At 69.2% G+C, this 19582-nt stretch carries 24 protein-coding genes; 12 read left to right on the top strand and 12 right to left on the bottom strand.

The annotated features are described in order from the left end of the window. The first annotated feature begins 20 nt into the window (after nucleotides 1–20). Together MYA_RS17310 and MYA_RS17305 are read left to right on the top strand one after the other, a co-directional pair. Nucleotides 21–758, top strand: coding sequence for an AzlC family ABC transporter permease (locus MYA_RS17310; protein WP_014724352.1), 738 nt, complete (start codon nucleotides 21–23; stop codon nucleotides 756–758). Beyond that, nucleotides 748–1050, top strand: a complete 303-nt coding sequence (locus tag MYA_RS17305) for an AzlD family protein (RefSeq protein ID WP_011881257.1) — start codon at nucleotides 748–750, stop codon at nucleotides 1048–1050. Before MYA_RS17310 ends, MYA_RS17305 begins: the two co-directional genes overlap by 11 nt. A 157-nt stretch (nucleotides 1051–1207) precedes the next feature. On the opposite strand, the gene MYA_RS17300 is transcribed toward MYA_RS17305, so the two are convergent. The 4 genes from MYA_RS17300 to MYA_RS17285 form a co-directional block, all read right to left on the bottom strand. Beyond that, nucleotides 1208–2023 (bottom strand): SDR family NAD(P)-dependent oxidoreductase, encoded by an 816-nt coding sequence (locus MYA_RS17300; RefSeq protein ID WP_011881256.1) that lies wholly within the window; start codon nucleotides 2021–2023, stop codon nucleotides 1208–1210. A 69-nt stretch (nucleotides 2024–2092) separates the two neighbouring features. Beyond that, nucleotides 2093–2560 carry a cupin domain-containing protein gene (locus MYA_RS17295; RefSeq protein ID WP_011881255.1) on the bottom strand — a complete coding sequence of 156 codons (468 nt, stop codon included), beginning with the start codon at nucleotides 2558–2560 and terminating at the stop codon, nucleotides 2093–2095. A 131-nt stretch (nucleotides 2561–2691) separates the two neighbouring features. Then, entirely contained in the window at nucleotides 2692–4044 is a 1353-nt protein-coding gene (locus MYA_RS17290; RefSeq protein WP_011881254.1) for a pyridoxal phosphate-dependent decarboxylase family protein, read from the bottom strand. A 19-nt stretch (nucleotides 4045–4063) separates the two neighbouring features. After that, a complete protein-coding gene (locus MYA_RS17285; protein ID WP_011881253.1) occupies nucleotides 4064–4363 on the bottom strand; it encodes an ArsR/SmtB family transcription factor in 300 nt (99 codons plus the stop codon). A 256-nt stretch (nucleotides 4364–4619) separates the two neighbouring features. Here MYA_RS17285 and MYA_RS17280 point away from each other — a divergent pair, with 256 nt between their 5' ends. Together MYA_RS17280 and MYA_RS17275 are read left to right on the top strand one after the other, a co-directional pair. Next, nucleotides 4620–5633, top strand: coding sequence for a hypothetical protein (locus MYA_RS17280; RefSeq protein WP_014724351.1), 1014 nt, complete (start codon nucleotides 4620–4622; stop codon nucleotides 5631–5633). A gap of 232 nt (nucleotides 5634–5865) precedes the next feature. Further along, nucleotides 5866–6675 carry a TlpA family protein disulfide reductase gene (locus tag MYA_RS17275; RefSeq protein ID WP_014724350.1) on the top strand — a complete coding sequence of 270 codons (810 nt, stop codon included), beginning with the start codon at nucleotides 5866–5868 and terminating at the stop codon, nucleotides 6673–6675. A gap of 25 nt (nucleotides 6676–6700) precedes the next feature. On the opposite strand, the gene MYA_RS17270 is transcribed toward MYA_RS17275, so the two are convergent. Then, the gene (locus MYA_RS17270; protein WP_011881250.1) at nucleotides 6701–7105 is read right to left on the bottom strand and encodes a hypothetical protein; all 405 of its coding nucleotides are present in this window, start codon (nucleotides 7103–7105) and stop codon (nucleotides 6701–6703) included. Nucleotides 7106–7399: 294 nt separating this feature from the next. Here MYA_RS17270 and MYA_RS17265 point away from each other — a divergent pair, with 294 nt between their 5' ends. Continuing rightward, on the top strand, nucleotides 7400–8275 hold the full coding sequence (locus MYA_RS17265) for a mechanosensitive ion channel family protein (RefSeq protein ID WP_011881249.1): 876 nt from the start codon (nucleotides 7400–7402) through the stop codon (nucleotides 8273–8275). 179 nt (nucleotides 8276–8454) lie between these two features. Here MYA_RS17265 and MYA_RS17260 read toward each other — a convergent pair whose 3' ends face one another. Then, a complete protein-coding gene (locus tag MYA_RS17260; RefSeq protein WP_014724348.1) occupies nucleotides 8455–9492 on the bottom strand; it encodes a histone deacetylase family protein in 1038 nt (345 codons plus the stop codon). A 124-nt stretch (nucleotides 9493–9616) separates the two neighbouring features. Between MYA_RS17260 and MYA_RS17255 the strand changes: the two genes are divergently transcribed. The 4 genes from MYA_RS17255 to dbpA all read left to right on the top strand — a co-directional run bounded on the left by MYA_RS17255 (nucleotide 9617) and on the right by dbpA (nucleotide 12487). Further along, nucleotides 9617–10105, top strand: a complete 489-nt coding sequence (locus tag MYA_RS17255; RefSeq protein ID WP_014724347.1) for an Lrp/AsnC family transcriptional regulator — start codon at nucleotides 9617–9619, stop codon at nucleotides 10103–10105. A 60-nt stretch (nucleotides 10106–10165) separates the two neighbouring features. Continuing rightward, complete coding sequence (locus tag MYA_RS17250; RefSeq protein ID WP_014724346.1) at nucleotides 10166–10486, top strand: hypothetical protein; 321 nt, start codon at nucleotides 10166–10168, stop codon at nucleotides 10484–10486. 409 nt (nucleotides 10487–10895) lie between these two features. Then, a complete protein-coding gene (locus tag MYA_RS17245) occupies nucleotides 10896–11093 on the top strand; it encodes a hypothetical protein (RefSeq protein WP_011881245.1) in 198 nt (65 codons plus the stop codon). After that, nucleotides 11090–12487 (top strand): ATP-dependent RNA helicase DbpA, encoded by a 1398-nt coding sequence (gene dbpA, locus MYA_RS17240; protein ID WP_014724345.1) that lies wholly within the window; start codon nucleotides 11090–11092, stop codon nucleotides 12485–12487. Before MYA_RS17245 ends, dbpA begins: the two co-directional genes overlap by 4 nt. 39 nt (nucleotides 12488–12526) lie before the next feature. Here dbpA and MYA_RS17235 read toward each other — a convergent pair whose 3' ends face one another. Then, nucleotides 12527–13351, bottom strand: a complete 825-nt coding sequence (locus MYA_RS17235) for a phosphate/phosphite/phosphonate ABC transporter substrate-binding protein (protein ID WP_014724344.1) — start codon at nucleotides 13349–13351, stop codon at nucleotides 12527–12529. 152 nt (nucleotides 13352–13503) lie between these two features. Then, the gene (locus MYA_RS31730) at nucleotides 13504–13644 is read right to left on the bottom strand and encodes a hypothetical protein (RefSeq protein WP_014724342.1); all 141 of its coding nucleotides are present in this window, start codon (nucleotides 13642–13644) and stop codon (nucleotides 13504–13506) included. 13 nt (nucleotides 13645–13657) lie between these two features. On the opposite strand from MYA_RS31730, the gene MYA_RS17230 reads away from it, so the two are divergent. Continuing rightward, nucleotides 13658–14683, top strand: a complete 1026-nt coding sequence (locus MYA_RS17230) for a fatty acid desaturase (protein WP_014724341.1) — start codon at nucleotides 13658–13660, stop codon at nucleotides 14681–14683. On the opposite strand, the gene MYA_RS31260 is transcribed toward MYA_RS17230, so the two are convergent. Continuing rightward, a complete protein-coding gene (locus tag MYA_RS31260; protein ID WP_059888851.1) occupies nucleotides 14673–14894 on the bottom strand; it encodes a hypothetical protein in 222 nt (73 codons plus the stop codon). The genes MYA_RS17230 and MYA_RS31260 overlap by 11 nt on opposite strands. 47 nt (nucleotides 14895–14941) lie before the next feature. On the opposite strand from MYA_RS31260, the gene MYA_RS17225 reads away from it, so the two are divergent. Then, entirely contained in the window at nucleotides 14942–16144 is a 1203-nt protein-coding gene (locus tag MYA_RS17225) for a benzoate/H(+) symporter BenE family transporter (RefSeq protein ID WP_014724340.1), read from the top strand. Nucleotides 16145–16176: 32 nt separating this feature from the next. Here the strand turns inward: MYA_RS17225 and MYA_RS17220 are convergent, their stop codons facing one another. Further along, nucleotides 16177–17064 (bottom strand): NmrA family NAD(P)-binding protein, encoded by an 888-nt coding sequence (locus MYA_RS17220; protein ID WP_014724339.1) that lies wholly within the window; start codon nucleotides 17062–17064, stop codon nucleotides 16177–16179. Between the two features lie 219 nt (nucleotides 17065–17283). Then, on the bottom strand, nucleotides 17284–18159 hold the full coding sequence (locus MYA_RS17215; RefSeq protein ID WP_041494049.1) for an AraC family transcriptional regulator: 876 nt from the start codon (nucleotides 18157–18159) through the stop codon (nucleotides 17284–17286). A 192-nt stretch (nucleotides 18160–18351) separates the two neighbouring features. Between MYA_RS17215 and MYA_RS30000 the strand changes: the two genes are divergently transcribed. Then, nucleotides 18352–18549, top strand: a complete 198-nt coding sequence (locus tag MYA_RS30000) for a hypothetical protein (RefSeq protein WP_041494255.1) — start codon at nucleotides 18352–18354, stop codon at nucleotides 18547–18549. Nucleotides 18550–18598: 49 nt separating this feature from the next. On the opposite strand, the gene MYA_RS17205 is transcribed toward MYA_RS30000, so the two are convergent. Further along, on the bottom strand, nucleotides 18599–19561 hold the full coding sequence (locus tag MYA_RS17205) for a LysR family transcriptional regulator (RefSeq protein WP_011881237.1): 963 nt from the start codon (nucleotides 19559–19561) through the stop codon (nucleotides 18599–18601). Nucleotides 19562–19582: the final 21 nt, after the last annotated feature.

Below are 19582 nucleotides of genomic sequence, written 5' to 3'. Positions count from 1 at the left end.
ACTCCCCCGAAGGAGGAGTAATGACCAGTAGCGTTTCCACGTCGTCCGGGCTTCGCGACAAGCCCGCCTATGTCGCCGAGATGGGTCGCGGGCTGCGCGCGGCGCTGCCCGTCATGCTGGGTTTCGTGCCGTTCGCGCTGCTGCTCGGCGCGCAGGCGGCGCAAAAAGGGCTGAGCCCGTTCGAGGTGCCGATGATGACGGGCCTGAACTTCGGCGGCGGCTCCGAATTCGCGGCGATCCATCTGTGGACTTCGCCGCCGCACATCGCGCTGATCGTCGCGATGTCGTTCCTCGTCAATTCGCGCCACATCCTGATGGGTGCGGCGTTGGCACCGTACATCCGGCGTCTGCCGCGGCGCCGCGCGTTCGCCGCGCTGTTCTTCATGTGCGACGAGAGCTGGGCGATGTCGCTCGCCGATGCGCGCGCCCGATCGGCCTCGCACATCAGCGTGCCGTACTACGCGGGCATCTGCGCGGGGCTGTACCTGACGTGGATCTCGATGACGACGTTCGGCGCGGCGGTCGGCCCGACGATCAGCAACGTCGAGCAGTACGGCTTCGACATGGCGTTCACTGCCGTGTTTCTGGTGCTGCTGCGCGGCATGTGGAAGGGCGTGCGTGCGAGCCGCCCGTGGTTAGTGAGCCTCGTCGTCGCGGCCGCCACGCACATCGCGGTGCCGGGCGCGTGGTACGTCGCGGCCGGCGCGTGCGCGGGGCTGCTCGCCGCGCTGCTGTGGGAGCCGCACGATGCTGCCTGACGTCGCGACGGTCGCGACCATCGTGCTGATGGCGTCGACGACCTATCTGTCGCGCGTACTCGGCTATGTGCTGCTGCGCAACCGCACGCTGAGCCCGCGCATGGCGTCGGTGATGGAGAACGTACCCGGTTGCGTGCTGATTTCGGTGATCGCACCGGCGTTCGTGTCGACGCGGCCTGCCGATCTGGTCGCGCTCGCCGTCACGCTGGCCGCGGCGACGCGCCTGTCGATCCTGCCGACCGTCATCGCCGGAGTCGTGTCGGCTGGGGTGCTGAGGCAGTTGCTGGGGTAACGCGGTAACGGTGCGGGATCTGGGCTCTGGTCACTGCTACTCGGCTGCCCCGCTGCTTGCCGAAGCAGACCGAAGGGTTGCGATCAGTACGCGCTCAAGGCGACGTCGCCGCGGCCACCGACACCGGTATCAAACGGCCTCGCCGCTCTCGCCCCCATCACGTCAGATTCAATCCCCCGTCGAGCATCACGATCTCGCCCGTCATGTAATCGGACGCGACGAGCATCGCGACGGTCTGCGCGATGTCATCCGGCGACGCGGCGCGACGCATCGGCGCGTGCTCGCGCCAGAGCCGCTGCGCATCGGTCCAGTCGGCCGTGAGCGGTGTGTCGACGAGCCCGGGCGCCACCGCGTTGACGCGGATCGCCGGCGCGAGCGTGCGCGCGAGCAATCGCGTCGTGTGATTGAGCGCGGCCTTCGCGGCCGCATACGGAATCGACGCGCCCTTCGGCCGTACCCCGGCATGCGAGCTGACGTTGACGACGCAACCGGCGCGTCCGCGCGACGCTGCGTCGAGCAGCGCGGGCTGGGCGAGCGCCACGAGCCGGAACGGCGCGATCACGTTGATCTCGTGCATCTCGCGCCACACGTCGGGCGTCGCGGCCGCGAGATCGTCATGTGCGATCACGCGGCTCACGCCGGCGTTGTTCACCAGCACGTCGAGCCGGCCATGCACCGCGAGCGCATCGCGTATCAGCCGCACGCGCTCGGCATCGTCGGCGAGATCGGCCTGCACGTACGTGCCGCCGAGCTCCCGCGCCATCGCGCGCCCGGCGTCGACCGAACTGCGCGAATGCAGGATCACCGCATGGCCATCCGCCGCGAGGCGGCGCGCGATCGCCGCACCGATGCCCGACGTCGATCCGGTGACGAGCGCGACCGGCCGATGCACGCGCAGCGCGCGCGGCTCGACCGCGGTTTCGGGTTCGGTTTCGGAAAGCGGGTCGTTCAACGGCGGAAGCGGCGCGTCCATGGGATGCGATCCTGTCAGTGGCGTTCCCGCATCATAAGCGCGACGGCGGCCGCTGCGGGCACGCGCGGCTTATGGCTGGCCGGGCAGGTCGACGAAATCCTCGAGCGCGCCCGCGACGTGAAGCCGCTTGCCGATTCTCGGATACTCGCACACGTCGTGTTCCAGGCGCTGCCCCATGATCAGCAGTTCGAGCGGCGCGGCGCCGGTGTTCTGCAACGTGTGCGCTTCGCCGCCGCGCGCAAAGCCGAGAAAATCGCCCGGCCCGATTTCGTACGCACGCTCGCCGATCGTGGCCGTGCCCGTGCCCGACAGCACGTACACGCATTCTTCCTCGTACAGATGACGGTGATATTCGGCCGATTCGCGACCGGGCGTCAGCGTCAGCAGGTGCGCGCCGATCTGCGTGAGGCCGGTCGGGTCGCCGAGCTGGCGTTTCAGGCGGACCGCATTGGGGTTCAGCGGATGCACTTCGCGCGCCGGTTCCATCTTCGCGATATCGGCGGCTTTCAACAGTGCCCTGGCAGGCGTCGGGGACATGGCAACCTCGTCGACAGCAATGCAGCGGTTGAACGGGCTCGCCGAAGCGGCACGGCAAGCATGCGACGGTATTGTCGGACATTTTCGCGCACGCGCGCAGCGGTGCGCGCGGCCGCCCGCGCGGCGGTCGCTCAACGCACGTGCACGCCGCGCAACTGCGTCAGCAATGCAACGAGACGATCGACGTGTTCGTCCTGCGTGCGCCATGACGACACGCTGATGCGCAATGCGGGCCTGCCCTGCCACACGGTCTGTCCGAACCATACGGCGCCCGAATCCTGCGCGGCTCCGATGATGGCGATCGTTTCGTCGTCCGTGCCGGCTCGCACGAGCACCTGATTCAGCACCACGCGGTTCAGCACGTCGTAGCCGGCCGCGCGCAAGCCGTGGGCGATGCGCGCTGCCTGCGCGCAATGCCGCTCGATCATCGTCGCGACGCCCGCGCGGCCGAGCGCGCGCAGCGCTGCCCACACCGGAATGCCGCGCGCGCGCCGCGAGAACTCGAGGTTCAGGTTCTTCTGCGCGTCGTGCGCGCCGCTCAGGTAAACGGCGTCGCTGTTCATTGCGGTTGCGAGCGCCGCCGCGTCGCGGCAGATCACCATCGCGCCGTCATACGGCGTGTTCAGCCATTTGTGGCCATCGGTCGTCCAGCTGTCGGCGCCGTCGACGCCGTCGGTCAGCGCGCGCTTGGACGACGCCCGCGCCCACAGGCCGAATGCGCCGTCCACATGGACCCACGCACCGGCGGCCCTGGCGCGCGGAATCAGCGCCGCGAACGGATCGAACTCGCCCGTGTTGACCTCGCCCGCCTGCACGCAGAGTATCGTCATGTCGTCGAGCGGCGGCAGCTGCGCGGGATCGATGCGGCCGTGCGCGTCGACGGGCGCGACGATCAGGCGCTTCATCCCGAAGCCGAGCACGCGCAGCGCCTTCTTCACCGTGATGTGCGCGAGCTCGGACAGCACCACCTTGACCTCGGGCGCGCCGTTCAGCCCGTCCTCGTCGACGTCCCAGCCGTTGCGCGCGAGCAGCGCGCGCCGCGCGGCCACCAGCGCGACGAGCGTGCATGCCGTCGCGCTCGTGCCGAATCCCACCGCGCTGCCTTCGGGCAGCCCGAGGACGTCGACGATCCAGCGCGCAGCCTGCCGCTCGATCGTCGCGGCCACCGGCGAGTTCACGAACGACGACGCGCACTGATCCCATGCGAGCATCAGCCGTTCGGCCGCCGCCGCGGCCGGCAGCGTCGCGCCGATCACGAAGCCGAAGTAGTTCGGGCCGTTCGACGCAACGGTCGCGGGCGTGCCGCGCTCGTCCAGCAGCCGCAGCACGTCGTCGGCCGCACGACCCGTATCCGGCAGCGGCTCGTCGAACGCGGCGAGGCCGGCGAGCGCCGCCGCGTCGGGGTACGCGCGCCGTTCGGCGGTCGCGGCGAGATACGCGTGCGCACGCCGGTCGGCGTCGGCAAGCAGCGCGAGTTCATCCATGTCGTGGCCTCGATGAAGGTCAGAGTTGCAGCAGATCGCGGCCCAGCCGATGCAGCGCATCGTCGATCCGCTTGTAGTACGTGAACTTGCCGACGCGCGTCGCGCGCACCAGCCCCGCATCCGCGAGGATGCGCATGTGGCGCGTGGTCGTCGCCGGCGCGATGCCGAGCTTGTCGGTGATGTACGTGCAGCACACGCCGAGCTCGTCGAAGTCGCCGTGCGGCTGCGGCGGAAAATGCTTGCGCGGCTGCTTGAGCCAGCGCATCACGGCCAGCCGGCTTTCGTTGGCCAGTGCGCTGATGCGGATGACGTCGTCCATGGGGTCGGCCTCGGTTAACGTTTCGCATATTAGCTAAATGACGAAACGTCTGCAACGGCGCGTCGCGTGATCGGGCTGCGGCAGGCGCAGGTGCGCTGTACCACGTTGCGGGCGACGCGGCACGGTGCGCGAAACCAACGGCACGTCCGCGCCGCTTTCCGTTTCCCGCGATGACGTTCTACAGTTACGGGAACCGACCTGCACCGTTGCGCATCGCCCACGTGCCGCGATACGCACCCGATTCCGAGGGACATCCATGCCGAGCATCATCGCCGGTTCCGCCGCCCTGCCGCCGAGCACCGTCGCCGCCGAAACGCGCATGGTGCACGACGTCGCCACGTTGCGGCCGTCCGACTACCGGTCGGCCGACGGCACGGCGTGGGTCATCGCGACCATCACGCCGGCCGCCGACAGCGGCGCGCCGGTGAGCGGCCCCACCTACTTCGACACGGCGACCCGCCAGACCGTCGCGGTACCCGATGCGCGCAGGCGCTATGCGAACCGCGGCAGCTGGCAGGTCGTCGCGACGTCGAGCCCCGCGGTGCCGGCCACCGGCCGCTACGACTGGCTCACGCTCGCGTGGCTGCCGATCAACCGGCGGCCGCCGCCGCAAACGCCCGAGCATCTGTATTCCCCGTTCATCCACGGCGGCACGATCGTCTATCGATGGAATCCGGCCGCGCAAGGCGGCGAGCAGTTCGGCAACGTGCGGATGATCTTTCCGGCGTGGCAGCAACCCGTGGCAGACGTGCTGCGCAGCGCACCCGACGACGCCGCGCAGTTGACAGCGAGCGCCGCTGCACCGGCGCTCGAGCGCGTGGTGCACGACGACAATCCGATGCTCGCCGTCGTCGACTTCGGCACCGCGCTGCAAGAAGAACCGGCCGAGCGGATCGCCGCGCGTCTGCCGGCATTGTTGCGGGCGCGCGATTTGCACGAAGTGTCGGCGCTCGTGTTCCTGTGCATCGCCGAAGCGCGCGAAGCCGAGCGGCCGCGCCTCGTCGAAGCGATCAACGGGGCGATTTTCTCGATCGACGACGGCCCACGTCTGCTCGCGATCGCCTACGGCGCGTTCGCGGCCGGTCGCGCGAAGCAGCGTCCGTTCAGCGATGCCGCGCAGACCGCGCGCATCGGCGACGTGTTCGCCGCGTTGAAGCAGCGCACCACGGCACTCGGCGTGCCCGTCGGTCACGGCACGCCATGGGATGAGTTCTTCACGGCGTACCGGCTCGGCGGCACGTCGGCCGGCGTGGGCCGCGACATCCGGTAGTCAGGGCTGCGGCGCGAGCGCCGCGCGTATCGTCGGGCGCGCCGCCGCACAGCGGCGAACGCGACGTCGTCCTGAACGATCGCATCCGCCATTCGAGCGGCCGCCGCAACGCGGCGCAGGCCGCTCGATCACGACGGGAACCGCAAGCGCCGCGCCGGGTCGAAACGCCGCATCACGCGTCGACCGCGTCGCGTTCACCGGTCGATCCCTCGTTCCCCGAAACTTTGCCTTCATGTTGAGCCTTGGTCCCTTCTCGATCCGCGTCGTCGCGGTAGCCGCCGCGGCATTGCTGGCGTGGCTCGTTGCCCGCCTGATCCAGCGCCGCCCGTCTGACGGCCAGCACAAGAGCGCGTCGAGCCTGATCCTCGACGCGCTGCTGCTGGGGCTCGTCGCCGCCCGTATCGGCTATGTCGCGCAATGGTGGCGCGAATACGCGGCCACGCCGCGCTCGATCGTCGCGCTGGGCGACGGTGGCTTCGACTGGCGGATCGGCCTCGCAACCGCGCTGGTGTTCGCGGTGTGGCGGCTGCGCCGCCTTCCGGCTCTGCGCCGGCCCGTCGCCACCGGCATCGTCGCCGGGCTGGCCGCATGGGGCATTGCGCTGGGCACGCTCGCGACGCTGCAGCGCAATGCGCCGCCGTTCGCCGCAATGCAGTTGCAGGCGCTCGATGGAGCGCCCGTGTTGCCGCAACGCTTTGCCGGCAAGCCGCTCGTCGTCAATCTGTGGGCAACGTGGTGCGCGCCCTGCCGGCGCGAAATGCCGATTCTCGAACAGGTGCAGCGCGATCGGCCGGACATCACGGTGTTGATGCTCAATCAGGGAGAAAGCGCATCGGCGGTACGCGCGTTCCTCGCGCAGCAGGGGCTGCGCTTCGACACCGTGCTGCTGGATCCGACGCTGCGCGCGATGCATGCGTACGGATCGCGCGGCCTGCCCACGACGCTGTTCTTCAACGCGAAGGGCGAACTCGTCGAATCGCACATGGGTGAAATCACGGCCGCACGGCTGAAGGACGCCGCGGCGCAGCACTTCGGCCAGTGATGCGCGCGGCGCCCGGCGGCGACCGTCACGGCCGCGACATCACCATCACGCGCCCCGACACGCGCTGAAGCTTGAGCCAGCCGGTGTCGGCGGTAAAGCGGAGCTGCTGCAACGGGAAGTCGAACGACGCCTTCTGCGCCGCGCTGACCACCGCATCGGCGATCCACCGAATCAGTTCCTTGCCTTCGTCGGTGGTCTGGTGGCCGTTCTGCACGCCGTAGAAATAGCGATTGCCCGCGTTGACTTCGTTCTGCAGCTGCATCCAGTGGCCGGCCAGGCCGGGCAGCGTTCTGAACAGATCGGCGACGCGTTGCGTCGTCAGGCCGCGCGCCCACAACGCACCGTTCGTCGCCGGGCGCGCCAGGTTGTGTCGGTCTGCTTCCTGGGCCTGCTCCTTGATGTCGCCTCGCAGTGAGTCGGGTTTCGTCATCGCATTTTCCTCGTGAAGGCCCGTCGCGGGCCGGTTGATTGAAAAGCCGCTGAAACGCGCGCGCGCGCTGCCCGCACGATATCGCCAATCCGGAAAATGTTCGCCTGTCAGGTGTATCAGGCCGCGCACGCGCGCGCACGATCGGCGCGACACTGCATGCGTCCCGCCCGGCTGCGTTCGCGCCGCGCACGGGAAGGTTGTACAGTCGAGGGCTGCCGACGTGCGAGCGCAGCGCCGTCCGACGACGAGCCGTGCATCACGTCGCGCCTTTTGTCATCGAACCGGAATCCCGTCATGTTTCTCGATCATCTTCATCCGGAACGCTGGACGTTCCTGTGGAACGCGTTGTCGACGCTTTCGATCAGGCTTTGCGCCGGCCTCGCGTTGCTCGTCGTCGGCTGGTGGCTGTCGAAGCGCATCGGCAACTGGCTGAACCGTCTGCTCGCGAACAAGGAGCGCGTGGACGTCACGCTGCGCCCGATCCTCTGCGACGTCGCCGTGTGGGGCATCCGCATCGTCGCGATCGTCGGCGCGCTGTCGCAGCTCGGCATCGAAACCGCGAGCATCGTCGCGGTGCTCGGCGCGGCCGGCCTCGCGATCGGCCTCGCGCTGCAAGGCACGATGCAGAACATCGCGGCCGGCATCATGCTGTTGCTGCTGCGGCCGTTCAAGGTCGGCGACTACATCGACGGCGGCACCGGCGTCGCGGGCACCGTGGACGAGGTCGGCCTGTTCATGACACGGCTGACCAAACCCGACGGCATCTGCGAATACGTGCCGAACAGCGCGCTGTGGGGCAGCTCGATCCGCAACTACACGCGCAATCCGACGCGCCGTCTCGATCTCGAAGTGGAGGTGTCGGTGCACGACGACATCGATCGTGCACTCGGCGCGCTGCGCGCGCTGGCCGAAGCCGACCCCGACGTGCTGAGCGATCCTGCGCCCGACGTGATGGTGATGCGCTTCGACGACAGCACCGCGATCGCGAACGTGCGCGTGTGGACCCACACCGACAAGTTCTGGGCGACCCGCTGGCGTCTCGCGCGCCAGGTGCGCAAGACGCTCGACGATGCGGACTGCGCACTGCCGATCCGCACCCGCGAGCTGCATATCGTGCACGACGCCGAGCAGCAACGGCGGGCCGATCCGCATCGCGCGCAGGTGTCGTGAGGCGGCGCGGTGCATGACCGCGCGTATCGCGCGAGGGCACGCCGCGCGATACGCTCCGGCATGCGCGGCGTCGCGTACGTCACGTAGTCCGTACCTCGATCGGTTGCCCGCATGGCCGCGCGGCTGATCGCCGAGGCGGCGGTGTAGCGGTTCAGCGGGTCAGCAACGCAGCGCAACCTCTACGCCCGTCCCTCGAAACCAAGCAACACGTTCACCGCATTCACGCCGATTTCGTCGACCATATACCCGCCTTCCATCACGAACAGCGTCGGCACGCGCAGCCGCGCGAGCGCCTCGCCGATGCGCAGGTAGTCGGGCGAGCGCAGCTTGAAGTGGCTGATCGGGTCGTGCTCGAACGTGTCGACGCCGAGCGATACGACCAGCAGATCGGGCGCATGCGCGGCGACCGCTGCCGCCGCGTGCTCGAGCGCACGCGCATATGCGTCCCACTGCGTGCCCTTCGGCAACGGCAGATTCAGGTTGAAGCCGTCGCCCGCGCCGCTGCCGCGCTCGTGCGCGTAGCCGGAGAAGTACGGATAGCACACGGCCGGCTCGCCGTGGATCGACGCGAACAGCACGTCCGCGCGATCGTAGAAGATGTCCTGCGTGCCGTTGCCGTGGTGGAAATCGACGTCGACTATCGCAACGCGCGCAGCGCCGCTCGCGATGCCGCGCTGCGCGGCGATCGCCGCGTTGTTCAGATAGCAGTAACCGCCCATGTATTCGCGACCCGCATGATGACCGGGCGGCCGGCACAGCGCGAACGCCGCACGCGCGCAGCCGTTCGACAGCAGGTCCGCTGCGGTGAGCGCGGAATTCGCGCTCGCGCGCACGGCGTCCCACGTGCCGACATTGATCGGCGCACCGGCGTCCATCGCGAAGAAGCCGAGCTTGCCGTCGATGAAATCGGGCAGCGCCGCCGCCGACGGCATCGCGCGCACCGGCCACACCAGCGGCAGCGCCTGGCAGCTGCGGCCGCTCGCGGTCCACTCGTCCCACGCACCGGCAAGAAACTCGACGTACCGCGTGCTGTGCGCGCCGGCGTAGCAGGCGCGGTCGAACGCGCGCGGCGCGAGCACGCCGCCGAGGCCCGCCGCGCGCACCTGCGCGAGCACCGTCTCGGCGCGCAGCGGGTTTTCGAACGAATCGGTGATCGCGCCGTCTTTCAGTTCGACGCCGCGATGCAGATGGTGATCGCTGCTGTAGATCGTGAGCATGGTTGGCCGTTCCAGTGAAACGCGTGACTGAGGCGACAGTCTATCGACGCCCGATGGCGATTGTTTTGCTTTCGACTTCGCCGTTTCCTACAATTTCGAAAAAACCGCCTACGGAGATCACTCAATGAGCAAAAATCGCGCTCCGCTCGAACTGGACGGCGTCGACCGCGCGATGCTGCGCATGCTGCAGGACGACGGCGCGCTATCGAATGCGACGCTCGGCGAGCGCCTGTCGTTGAGCGTCACGCCATGCTGGCGGCGGCGCAAGCGGCTCGAGGACGAACGGGTGATCACCGGCTATCAGGCCAATCTCGACCGCCGCGCGCTCGGAATGAACGTGTTCGCGTTCGTGCACGTCACGTTCAACATGCATTCGGACCAGGACGCCGATCATTTCGAGGACGTGATGCGCAGTCACGACGAAGTGACGTCGTGCCACAAGATCACCGGCGCGGCCGACTACATTCTTCAGGTGGTCGCGTCCGATCTCGACGCGTATGCCACGTTCGTCGAACGCGTGCTGAGGAAGCAGGCCGGCGTGTCGTCGATTCAGTCGAGCCTCGCGCTGCGCGAGGTGAAGTTCTCGTCGCGCGTGCCGGTGCCCGATGCGTAAGCGTCCGTTCCCGCCCGCGCCGGCATCCGCGTCGATCGTCATCCCATGGAGCACCCCGTCATGAAACCCGTCATGCCTTCCGTCTCGCTCGCCGCCGCATTCGCGCTCGCGCTCGCATTGACCGCCTGCACCACCGAACCGCCGTCGCCGCTTCCACCGGACGTCGCCGGACGGTCCGCGCCGAGCACGCAGACCGCCCAGGTCACGCCGCCCGCGCTCGGCGGCGATCGCGACGCGCACGGCTGCATCGGCTCGGCCGGCTACGCGTGGTGCGCGCACACGCAGCAATGCGAGCGTCCATGGGAGCTCGCGCACGCGCGCGGCTTCGCGAACAGCGCGCAGGCGTACGAGCAGTTCTGCGGGAACGGCGTCGCGAATTGACCTGAGGCAGGCGCGAACGCCGGCCCGCGATGCCGCGCCGCGGCTCGACGATCGGCGGGCGCGCTTCGCGCCGTGCCGCGAGCGCACAGGTCGGGCCGCACGCGTTCGCTTTCCGTCGTTGCGGCCGCGTCCGGGCCGCCGCAACCGGCCGGCCGCGGCATTCGCGCCGTTGCGCGCTGCCGCCGTATCGGCCCGCTCGCCGCGCGCCCGCCCGAATGCCCGACTGCCGGTGCGCCGCATCCGCTAGAATTGCGGGCACGCGCGACGCCGTCGCCGCCCGCTCCACCCATCCGCATCGCCGCGGTCCCCGCGACCGCCGGTGCGGCCCGCGCCCGAGCCGCGCGAGCGCCGCACGCCGTTGCCGCGCCCGCCGGGCGCGCCACCAACCGAATTCAGCTGGAGAAAAACCGTGTTTACCTGCCGAAACCAGAGCTGCGGCACGCAGTGGGAGACGTCCGACGTCGTGATCAAGGACGAAGGCCAGGGGCTGCTGTTCCGCTGCCCGCTATGCGGCGCACGCAACTATCTCGAGCGCTTCGAAGCCGAAGACGGCACGGTCGTCTACGAGCAGATGGCCGGCCGCCCCTACCTCGGAGATGTCGAATGACGCAGCCCGCCGCCACGCCGTTCAGCGCGCTGCCGCTGACGCCCGCGACGCTCGCGAACCTCACTCAGCTCGGCTACGTCGACATGACGCCGATCCAGGCCGCGAGCCTGCCGATCGCGCTGGCCGGGCACGACCTGATCGCGCAGGCGAAGACGGGCAGCGGCAAGACCGCCGCATTCTCGCTCGCGCTGCTGTCGCGCCTCGACGCGCGTCGCTTCGACGTGCAGGCGATGATCCTGTGCCCGACGCGCGAGCTCGCCGACCAGGTCGCGCAGGAAGTGCGCCGCCTCGCGCGCGCCGAGGAGAACGTCAAGGTGCTGACGCTGTGCGGCGGCACGCCGATGCGTCCGCAGGCGCAGAGCCTCGAGCACGGCGCGCACGTCGTCGTCGGCACGCCGGGCCGCATCATGGACCACCTCGAGCGCGGCAACCTGAAGCTCGACGCGCTGAACACGCTCGTGCTCGACGAAGCCGATCGGATGCTCGACATGGGCTTCTTCGACGACATCGTGAAAGTCGCACGGATGTGCCCGGCGACGCGTCAGACGCTGCTGTTTTCCGCGACCTATCCGGACGGCATCGCGAAGCTGAGCCAGCAATTCCTGCGCAACCCGAAGGAAGTGAAGCTCGCGGAGCGCCACGACGACAGCAAGATCCGCCAGCGCTTCTACGAAGTGACGGACACCGAGCGTCTGCATGCGGTCGGCCAGTTGCTGAACCACTACCGGCCGGTCAGCACGATCGCGTTCTGCAACACCAAGCAGCAATGCCGCGACCTGCTCGACGTGCTGCACGCGCAGGGCTTCCATGCGCTCGCGCTGCACGGCGAGCTCGAACAGCGCGAACGCGATCAGGTGCTGATCCAGTTCGCGAACCGCAGCTGCTCGGTGCTCGTCGCGACCGACGTCGCCGCGCGCGGGCTCGACATCGCGCAGCTCGAGGCGGTGATCAACGTCGACGTGACGCCCGACCCCGAAGTGCACGTGCACCGGATCGGCCGCACCGGCCGGGCCGACCAGGAAGGCTGGGCGCTGAGCCTGGCGAGCATGGACGAGATGGGCCGGGTCGGCGCGATCGAGCAGGCGCAGAAGCGCGACGTCGAATGGCATTCGCTCGCGGAACTGAAGCCCGCCGACGAAGGCACGCTGCTGCCGCCGATGGAAACGCTGCAGATCCTCGGCGGACGCAAGGACAAGATCCGCCCGGGCGACGTGCTCGGCGCGCTGACCGGCGATGCCGGCTTCGACGGCAAGCAGATCGGCAAGATCAACGTGACGGAGTTCTCGACCTACGTCGCGATCGAGCGCGGCGTCGCGCGCGACGCGCTGCGCAAGCTCAACGCCGGGAAGATCAAGGGCAAGCGCGTCAAGGTGCGCCTGATGGACGACGAATGACCGCAAGCGGTGCGGCGCTTCGAGCGCCGCACCGCCGCGTCATGCCAGCACCGGATAGCCGCGCGCCGACGCGCGCTGCGCGAACTGCGCAATCGTGTCGTATGCGTGCGGCGCCACACTCTCGAACCCCTTCAGCCTCAGCACGCGCGCGCGGTCGCGATCGACCGTGACCGCATGCGCGAGCGCATCCCGTAGCGGCTTCACCAGCCCGCCGTCGAGCGCCTTCGACGCAATCAGCGGCAACCCCGGCGCCGGCGCCGTCATGCCGACGATCCGGATCTCGTCCAGCAACGCAGGCAGCGCATCGCCCACGTACGCGAACGTCACGCAGTCGATCGCCGCGCAATCGGCTTGGCCGGCCGCGAGCGCGCGCAGCACGTTCAGGTGCGAGCCGAACGACGCGACCGAAGCGAAGAAACGTCCGTCATGCGCGTGCGGCGCGACTGCATCGCGCAACGCATTCATCCCGCTGTGAGAATCGTCGCCGTTGATGGCCGCGCGTAGGCCGCGACACGCGGCTAGCGTCGTCGCGCCGCGCGCCTGCGCGCGCGCCGACACGACCAGCACGCTGCTGTAGCGTGCGCCGTCGCAGCCGGACGCATCGAACGCGGGCGTCGCGATCAGATGCACGGTTTCGTTCAGCCCGAGCATCCGGTACGGATAGCCGCAGGTCTGCGACAGCAGCAGGTCGTTGCGGCGCCACAGCGCATTCAGATCGTCGAACGGCTCGCCGGGCAGCGCGACGTCGGCCGGCCCGCCGGCGCGCGCGAACGCATCGAGCGCGTCACGCAGCAACGCGCGCCACAGCGCGCCGTGGCGCGGCGTCACGTTGTACATCGGCAGTGCGGCGATCCATTGGTTCATGCGCGCATTCTACGCAGCGGCGCTGCACCGCGGGAAGCACGCTCGATCGAACTTCCGCAGGCACCGAAACACGAGCGCGCGAACGATGCTTATGCGCCGCGCGGCGCATAAGCAAATGCGAAACGCTTGGTTGGCATGTCGACGCCGCGCCGTTAGCGTTCAAATGGCGCGGCGCCGTCGGATTCCGCCCAGGTGACGGCCGCCACCGGCGAAACACCTGCGGGCACATCGAGCGTGCGCTGCATCGACGCATTCGTCCGCTTGCCGCCTTTCGCGCCGACGGCGCACTTCATCCCGTTTCACACCATGGCCGAATACTTCGACGTCGACCACGCGCGCGCGATCGCCGCGCTCGACGCCCGCTTCACCGCCCGCACCGAGTGGCCGACCTGGCTGCTGATCGTCGCGATCTACGGCGGCTGGCTCGCCGTGCTGCTGCTCGTGCGCGCCGGCCATTTGTCGCTTGGGGCCGCGACGCCGCCGCTGATCCTGCTCGGCGCGTGGCACATGTCGCTGCAGCACGAACTGCTGCACGGGCATCCGACCCGCTGCGCGTTCGTGAACCGGCTGCTCGGCTATCCGCCGCTGACGATCTGGTATCCGTACACGCTGTATCGCGACACGCACCTCGACCATCACCGCGACGAGGATCTGACCGTGCCCGGCGTCGACCCGGAATCGAACTACGTGTCGCGCGAGCAGTGGGCGCGGCTGCCGCGCTGGCGACGCGCGCTGACAGCGGCGCGCAACACCTTCGTCGGGCGCCTCGTGTTCGGGCCGCCGACGAGCGTCGCGGCGACGTTCGCCGACGCGCTGCGCAGGTTCCGGCGCGGCGACTTCCACTACCTGCCGATGTGGGCCGCGCACGCCGCGTGCGTGGCCGCACTGCTCGCGTGGCTGCAACGGGCGATCGGCATGCCGTGGTGGTACTACGTACTGGCCGTCGCGTGGCCCGCGCTGTCGGTCGCGATGATCCGGTCGCTGTTCGAGCATCGCGCCGCGCGGCAGCCGAAGGCGCGCATCGCGATCAACGAGGCCGGCTTCGCGATGCGCCTGCTGTATCTGAACAACAACTACCATCTCGTGCATCACGACCTGCCGAAGCTGCCGTGGTACGACCTGCCGCGTGCGTACCGGATGCGCCGCGACGCGTATGCGCAAAAATGCGGCGGCTTCGTGATCCGCGGCGGCTATCGCGAACTGCTCGCGCGCCATGCGTGGACGCCGACCGACGCGCCCGTGCATCCGTTCGAGCGCGGCACCGCATCGCTGTCCACAGGCTGCGGCGCGACGGTCGCCGTGGTCGACGGGTATCTCCGGATCAGTACCTGACGCACGTCAGGCGCGCGAGCGCGTAGGGCGTCGGTCGCGTCGCGAAGCCGCCCGTTGCGGCGGCCGTTGCGCGCAACGGCGCGCCATCCACGCCCCCTGCGCATTCCTTACGAAACGCCGACGCCAGCGCAATGCGGCGCTCTACCGCCGAATTGCCAATTGCGTCGGCAATGGCCAGAATGACGGCTCGTCCGGAGCCGCCCACGATCATTCGCTCCGCCTCCGCCCGCGGCCGCGCGCCGCCCTCTCCGAACGACGATGCAACCCAACTCCTCACCCGGCGCGGTCCGCTCGATCGGCAACGACTGGTCGGTGTCCGCGATCACCGCGGGCTTTCTGGCGGTGCTGATTTCCTATGCGGGTCCGCTCGCGATCCTGTTCCAGGCATCGCAGGCCGCGCACGTATCGAACGAGATGGTCGCGTCGTGGGTCTGGGCGATCTCGATCGGCGCGGGCGTGTCGGGCCTGTTCGCTAGCTGGAAGCTGAAGGTGCCGGTGATCACCGCGTGGTCGGCGCCCGGCACCGCGCTGCTCGTCGGCCTGTTTCCGCAACTGTCGCTGAACCAGGCCGTCGGCGCCTACCTGACGGCCGCGGCGATCATGCTGGCGATCGGCGTGAGCGGCGGTTTCGACCGTCTGGTCCGCCATATTCCGCGCGGCATCGCGTGCGGGATGATGGCCGGCATCCTGCTGCCGTTCGGCATGCATGCGTTCTCGGCCGCGACCGCGCAGCCGGTGCTCGGCTTCGGGATGATCGGCGCGTACGTGATTTTCAGGCGCCTGCTGCCGCGCTACAGCATCGTGCTGGTGCTGCTGACGGGCGCCGCGCTCGCGACGCTGCTGGGGATCGCGCACATCGGCAACGTATCGCCGAGCATCACGCGGCCCGTGTTCATCGCGCCGGAATGGACGCTCGGCACCACGCTCAGCCTCGCGTTGCCGCTGGTCGTCGTCAGTCTCACCGGCCAGTTCCTGCCGGGGATGACGATCCTGCGCGTCTCGGGCTACCACACCAGCGCCCGGCCGATCATCGCCGCTACCGGCGTGATGTCGCTCGTCGTCGCCTGCTTCGGCGGGGTCACGATCGTCGTCGCGGCGATCACCGCGGCGCTGTGCACCGGCAAGGATGCGCACGAGGATCCGGACCGCCGCTATGTCGCGGGCATCGCGAACGGGGTGATCTATCTGATCGGCGGGATCTTCGCGGGGACGATCGTCACGCTGTTCTTCGCGCTGCCGAAGGCGTTCGTCGCGATCCTCGCGGGGCTCGCGCTGATCGGTGCGATCGGCGCGAACGTGCACGGGATCTTCGAGGACGACGCGCACCGCGACGCGTCGGTGATCACGTTCCTCGCGACCGCATCGGGGATGACGTGGCTGGGGCTCGGGTCCGCGTTCTGGGGCATCGTGATCGGGTCGGCCGCGTATGCGGCGTCAAGCCGGGTGCGCCGCCACGCGTGACGCGACGCGCGCGCATCGGCGCAGACGTCGGCTCAGCGCGTGTGCTCGCGCAGCAGCGCCGCGATCGCCTGCTCCGGTGACGTTGCGCCGTAGACGCGCTCCGACACGCCGGCCTCGACGTCGATCTGCCCTGCGTTGTGCGCGTCGTAGAGATCGACGATCAGCTGTGCATGGCGCTCGCTGAGGCCGGCGCGCAACAGCGTCGCGGTCCATGCGTCGCGCGGCAGTTCCTGCGCGACGATCGCGCGGCCGGCGCGTTCGGCGAGCGCATTGGCGATGTCGCGCACGCTCGCGCGCCGCGGCCCCTCGATGCTGACGATGCGCAACGCCGTACGCGCCGCGGCCGGCTCGGTCAGCAGCCGCGCGGCCGCGATGCCCACGTCTTGCGCCCAGACCGTCGGAAACACCTTGTCGAGCGGATGATGAAAGCTCGGCAGCACGCCGGTGGCCAGCGCGACCGGCAGCACGCGCGCCCAGTTCTGCAGGTGTTCGGCCGAGCGCAGCAGCGTGAGTTGCGTCGGGATCGTCTTGAACGCCGCTTCGAGCCGATGAAAGAGCCGCGTGATGCCCGTGTTGCCGTCGCGCTCCGCGCCGTAATCCGACAACGCGAGCAGCGCCGGCGGCGCAGCGGCGACGAGCGCGCCGGTCACGACGTCGATGATCCGCTCCATCGACGCGGCCGGGTCGCGCTCGGCGGCGGGCGCCGGACACAGCATCTGCACGGCCTGCGCGCCGTCGAGCGCCGCGGCGACGGCCCGTGCGTCTGTCAGATCGGCGATCGCCACCTCGCAGCCGAGTTGCACGAAGCGCTCGCGCCGGCTTGCGTCGCGCAGGACGGCGCGAACCGGATGGCCTGCGCTGCGCAGGGCCGTGACGGCCGACAAACCGATATTGCCTGTTGCGCCGAAAATCACGAACACGATTCGCTCCTTGGGGGATGACGTTGCGGTGATTGTCGCGGTGCGCGACTCGGATGGCGCGCACGGATGGATGAAGCGAGCAGGAATGGATGACGCGATGGTCGGGGCGCGCGGGTGGACGGCGTGAGCTGCGGCTCGGTGGATGTTATCGGAGGCGCGCTGTCAGGTTGGCGTTGCCATTCACGCTGCCCTTACCGCCATCAACCTCCTAAGCCCGCGTCAGCCCGCCCTTCCCCCCGCGCGCGCAATTTCGGTCGGCGTCGCGCCGAGCACGCGATTCATCCAGTTCGCCATGTGGCTCTGGTGCGCAAAGCCGGCCTCGAGCGCGATCTGGCTGATGCTGAGCCGTCCTTCGAGCAGCAGCGTCTTGGCCCGCTCGACGCGCCGCCGCACGACGTACTGATGCACCGGCATCCCGAGCGTCGCGCGAAACAGCACCTTGAAATGCGGCACGCTGATCGACACGAGCGCCGCGAGTTCGGCGAGCGTCATGCGGCGTTCGAGGTTCGCCTCGACGTAATCGATCACGCGCGACGCCGCCTTCGGCGTCAGCATGGGCGTGCGCTCGCGTAGCGCCGGACGGCTGTCGGCCAGCCGCGCGACGAGCGCCGTGCACAGGCTCTCCGCATAGAGCGGGTCCGACGCGTCCGCCGCGTCGAGTTCGGCGGCCAGCGCCCACGCGATGTGCTGCAGCCGCGGATCGCGCACCTGCAGCCGCCGGCGGATCTGGGCGTGCGCGGGCTTCAGTTCGAGTTGCTCGAACGTGCTCCGCACGAACGTGTCGCTCAGCGCGATGTACAGGACCCGGCAATCGGCGCTGTCGGTCCACCGGCCCGGCAGCCCTGCGGGGATCACGTCGACGTCGCCATGCGCCTGGATGCGCGACACGCGCTCGCCGTCGCATACGCAATCCGCGCGCACGGGCGAGCCGACGTGCACGCCGATGCGGTGATGCTCGGCAGCCGGAATCCGGTACGTGCCCGCGCGCATTTCCAGCAGCGATGCGCCGAAGCCGCGCCATCCGAGCCCCCGGCTGGAGCGCAGCGTGACGGGCACGCCTTCGTCGGGCGGCGCGGCGAGAATCGGATCGCTCATGATTTCCCTCCACCGAAGCGGATACAGATCGCGCATTGTGACGCCTTTTCGGCGCGCTTGCCGGGCCTGCGCGGTCACTTCGACGTCGCGTCGGAAAAGATCATCCGTTTCTGCTCGGGCCAATCCTTGCATGCGCGCCAATCGCAGCCGCGCCGCCTACGATGCGCGAATCCGACACCTACGGAGACCGAGATGCCCCGTTCATGCCCGCTGCATGCGGCGTTTGCCGCCACTTCATCGTCCCGCGCAGTGCGCCTGCGTGCGCTTGGCGCGTCGCGCGACCACAGCCCGACCCTTGCCGAACGCTGCCTGCGCGTGATCGGCTGGCACCGGCTCGAGCGACTGCTCGCGTCGATTCCCGACAGCAACGACGACTTCGGCATCGTCTGACGGCGGCGCCGCACGGCACGGCCCGTATCGGGCCGCTTGCATCACCCACTCACATCGCCTGCTTCCGCCGCCGATCGTGCGGCGCGACCGTCGCGCCGTCGATCACCGGCGCGCCCTGCTTGATCAGGAAATCGCGGAACAGCCCGGTCACCTGCGAGATGCGGCGATCGGCGAGCGTAACCACGTACCACTCACGCTCGATCGGGTTGCCGGGAAACGGCAATTGCCCGAGCAGCCCCGTGCGCAACTCGAGCGCGCATGCGTGCAGCGACAGGAACGCAATGCCGAGCCCGGCTTCGGCCATCTGCTTGATCGCCTCGTTGCTCGACAGTTCCGAGCCCACGTGGAACCGGTAGCCGGCCGTCTTGAACAGCGTCTCGACGGTCGAGCGCGTGCCCGCGCCGCGTTCACGCACGAGCAGGTGGGCGGATTCGAGATCCTTCAGCGTGACGCGCTTGCGCTGCATCAGCGGATGCGTCGGCGCGGCGACGAACACCATCGGATGCTTCGCGAATTCGACCGCGTGCGTGCGCAGCTCCTTCGGCGCGCTGCCCATCACCGCGAGATCGATTTCATGCGTGGCGAGCATGCGGATGATGTCGTCGCGGTTGCCGACCTTGAAATAGGTCTTCACGTGCGGACGCGTCGCGGTGAATTTGACGAGCAACGGCGGAATCAGATACTCGGCGGTCGTGATCGCGCCGATGCGCAGCGTGCCGCCGAGATCGCCCGTCAGCGCGGCCACCTCGTCGCCGGCCTCGCTCCACAGATGCAGGATCTCGCGCGCGTAGCGCGCGACGATTTCGCCGGCCGCGGTCAGCTGCACGCCGCGCCCCACCCGCTGCAGCAAAGCGGCGCCCACCGCCTCCTCGAGCAGCCGAACCTGCAGCGAGACGGCGGGCTGCGTCAGGTTCAGCTCCTCGGCCGCGCGGGACACGCTACCGAGCCGCGCAATCATGTCGAGCGCCTTCAACTGCCGGAACGTTGCGGTCTTTCCTATAAGTGAATACATATGAGTCGCTTATAAACATTA

Origin of the sequence: Burkholderia sp. KJ006 (assembly GCF_000262695.1) — a bacterium.
Taxonomy (GTDB): Bacteria; Pseudomonadota; Gammaproteobacteria; order Burkholderiales; family Burkholderiaceae; genus Burkholderia; species Burkholderia vietnamiensis.
This window is presented reverse-complemented; position numbering and strand designations above follow the sequence as displayed.

Bases quoted from the DNA above. Each gene is read 5' to 3' on its own strand.
- MYA_RS17310 (WP_014724352.1), top strand. From the start codon at position 21: ATGACCAGTAGCGTTTCCACGTCGTCCGGGCTTCGCGACAAGCCCGCC.
- MYA_RS17305 (WP_011881257.1), top strand. From the start codon at position 748: ATGCTGCCTGACGTCGCGACGGTCGCGACCATCGTGCTGATGGCGTCG.
- MYA_RS17300 (WP_011881256.1), bottom strand. From the start codon at position 2,023: ATGGACGCGCCGCTTCCGCCGTTGAACGACCCGCTTTCCGAAACCGAA.
- MYA_RS17295 (WP_011881255.1), bottom strand. From the start codon at position 2,560: ATGTCCCCGACGCCTGCCAGGGCACTGTTGAAAGCCGCCGATATCGCG.
- MYA_RS17290 (WP_011881254.1), bottom strand. From the start codon at position 4,044: ATGGATGAACTCGCGCTGCTTGCCGACGCCGACCGGCGTGCGCACGCG.
- MYA_RS17285 (WP_011881253.1), bottom strand. From the start codon at position 4,363: ATGGACGACGTCATCCGCATCAGCGCACTGGCCAACGAAAGCCGGCTG.
- MYA_RS17280 (WP_014724351.1), top strand. From the start codon at position 4,620: ATGCCGAGCATCATCGCCGGTTCCGCCGCCCTGCCGCCGAGCACCGTC.
- MYA_RS17275 (WP_014724350.1), top strand. From the start codon at position 5,866: ATGTTGAGCCTTGGTCCCTTCTCGATCCGCGTCGTCGCGGTAGCCGCC.
- MYA_RS17270 (WP_011881250.1), bottom strand. From the start codon at position 7,105: ATGACGAAACCCGACTCACTGCGAGGCGACATCAAGGAGCAGGCCCAG.
- MYA_RS17265 (WP_011881249.1), top strand. From the start codon at position 7,400: ATGTTTCTCGATCATCTTCATCCGGAACGCTGGACGTTCCTGTGGAAC.
- MYA_RS17260 (WP_014724348.1), bottom strand. From the start codon at position 9,492: ATGCTCACGATCTACAGCAGCGATCACCATCTGCATCGCGGCGTCGAA.
- MYA_RS17255 (WP_014724347.1), top strand. From the start codon at position 9,617: ATGAGCAAAAATCGCGCTCCGCTCGAACTGGACGGCGTCGACCGCGCG.
- MYA_RS17250 (WP_014724346.1), top strand. From the start codon at position 10,166: ATGAAACCCGTCATGCCTTCCGTCTCGCTCGCCGCCGCATTCGCGCTC.
- dbpA (WP_014724345.1), top strand. From the start codon at position 11,090: ATGACGCAGCCCGCCGCCACGCCGTTCAGCGCGCTGCCGCTGACGCCC.
- MYA_RS17235 (WP_014724344.1), bottom strand. From the start codon at position 13,351: ATGAACCAATGGATCGCCGCACTGCCGATGTACAACGTGACGCCGCGC.
- MYA_RS31730 (WP_014724342.1), bottom strand. From the start codon at position 13,644: ATGAAGTGCGCCGTCGGCGCGAAAGGCGGCAAGCGGACGAATGCGTCG.
- MYA_RS17230 (WP_014724341.1), top strand. From the start codon at position 13,658: ATGGCCGAATACTTCGACGTCGACCACGCGCGCGCGATCGCCGCGCTC.
- MYA_RS31260 (WP_059888851.1), bottom strand. From the start codon at position 14,894: ATGATCGTGGGCGGCTCCGGACGAGCCGTCATTCTGGCCATTGCCGAC.
- MYA_RS17225 (WP_014724340.1), top strand. From the start codon at position 14,942: ATGCAACCCAACTCCTCACCCGGCGCGGTCCGCTCGATCGGCAACGAC.
- MYA_RS17215 (WP_041494049.1), bottom strand. From the start codon at position 18,159: ATGAGCGATCCGATTCTCGCCGCGCCGCCCGACGAAGGCGTGCCCGTC.
- MYA_RS30000 (WP_041494255.1), top strand. From the start codon at position 18,352: ATGCCCCGTTCATGCCCGCTGCATGCGGCGTTTGCCGCCACTTCATCG.
- MYA_RS17205 (WP_011881237.1), bottom strand. From the start codon at position 19,561: ATGTATTCACTTATAGGAAAGACCGCAACGTTCCGGCAGTTGAAGGCG.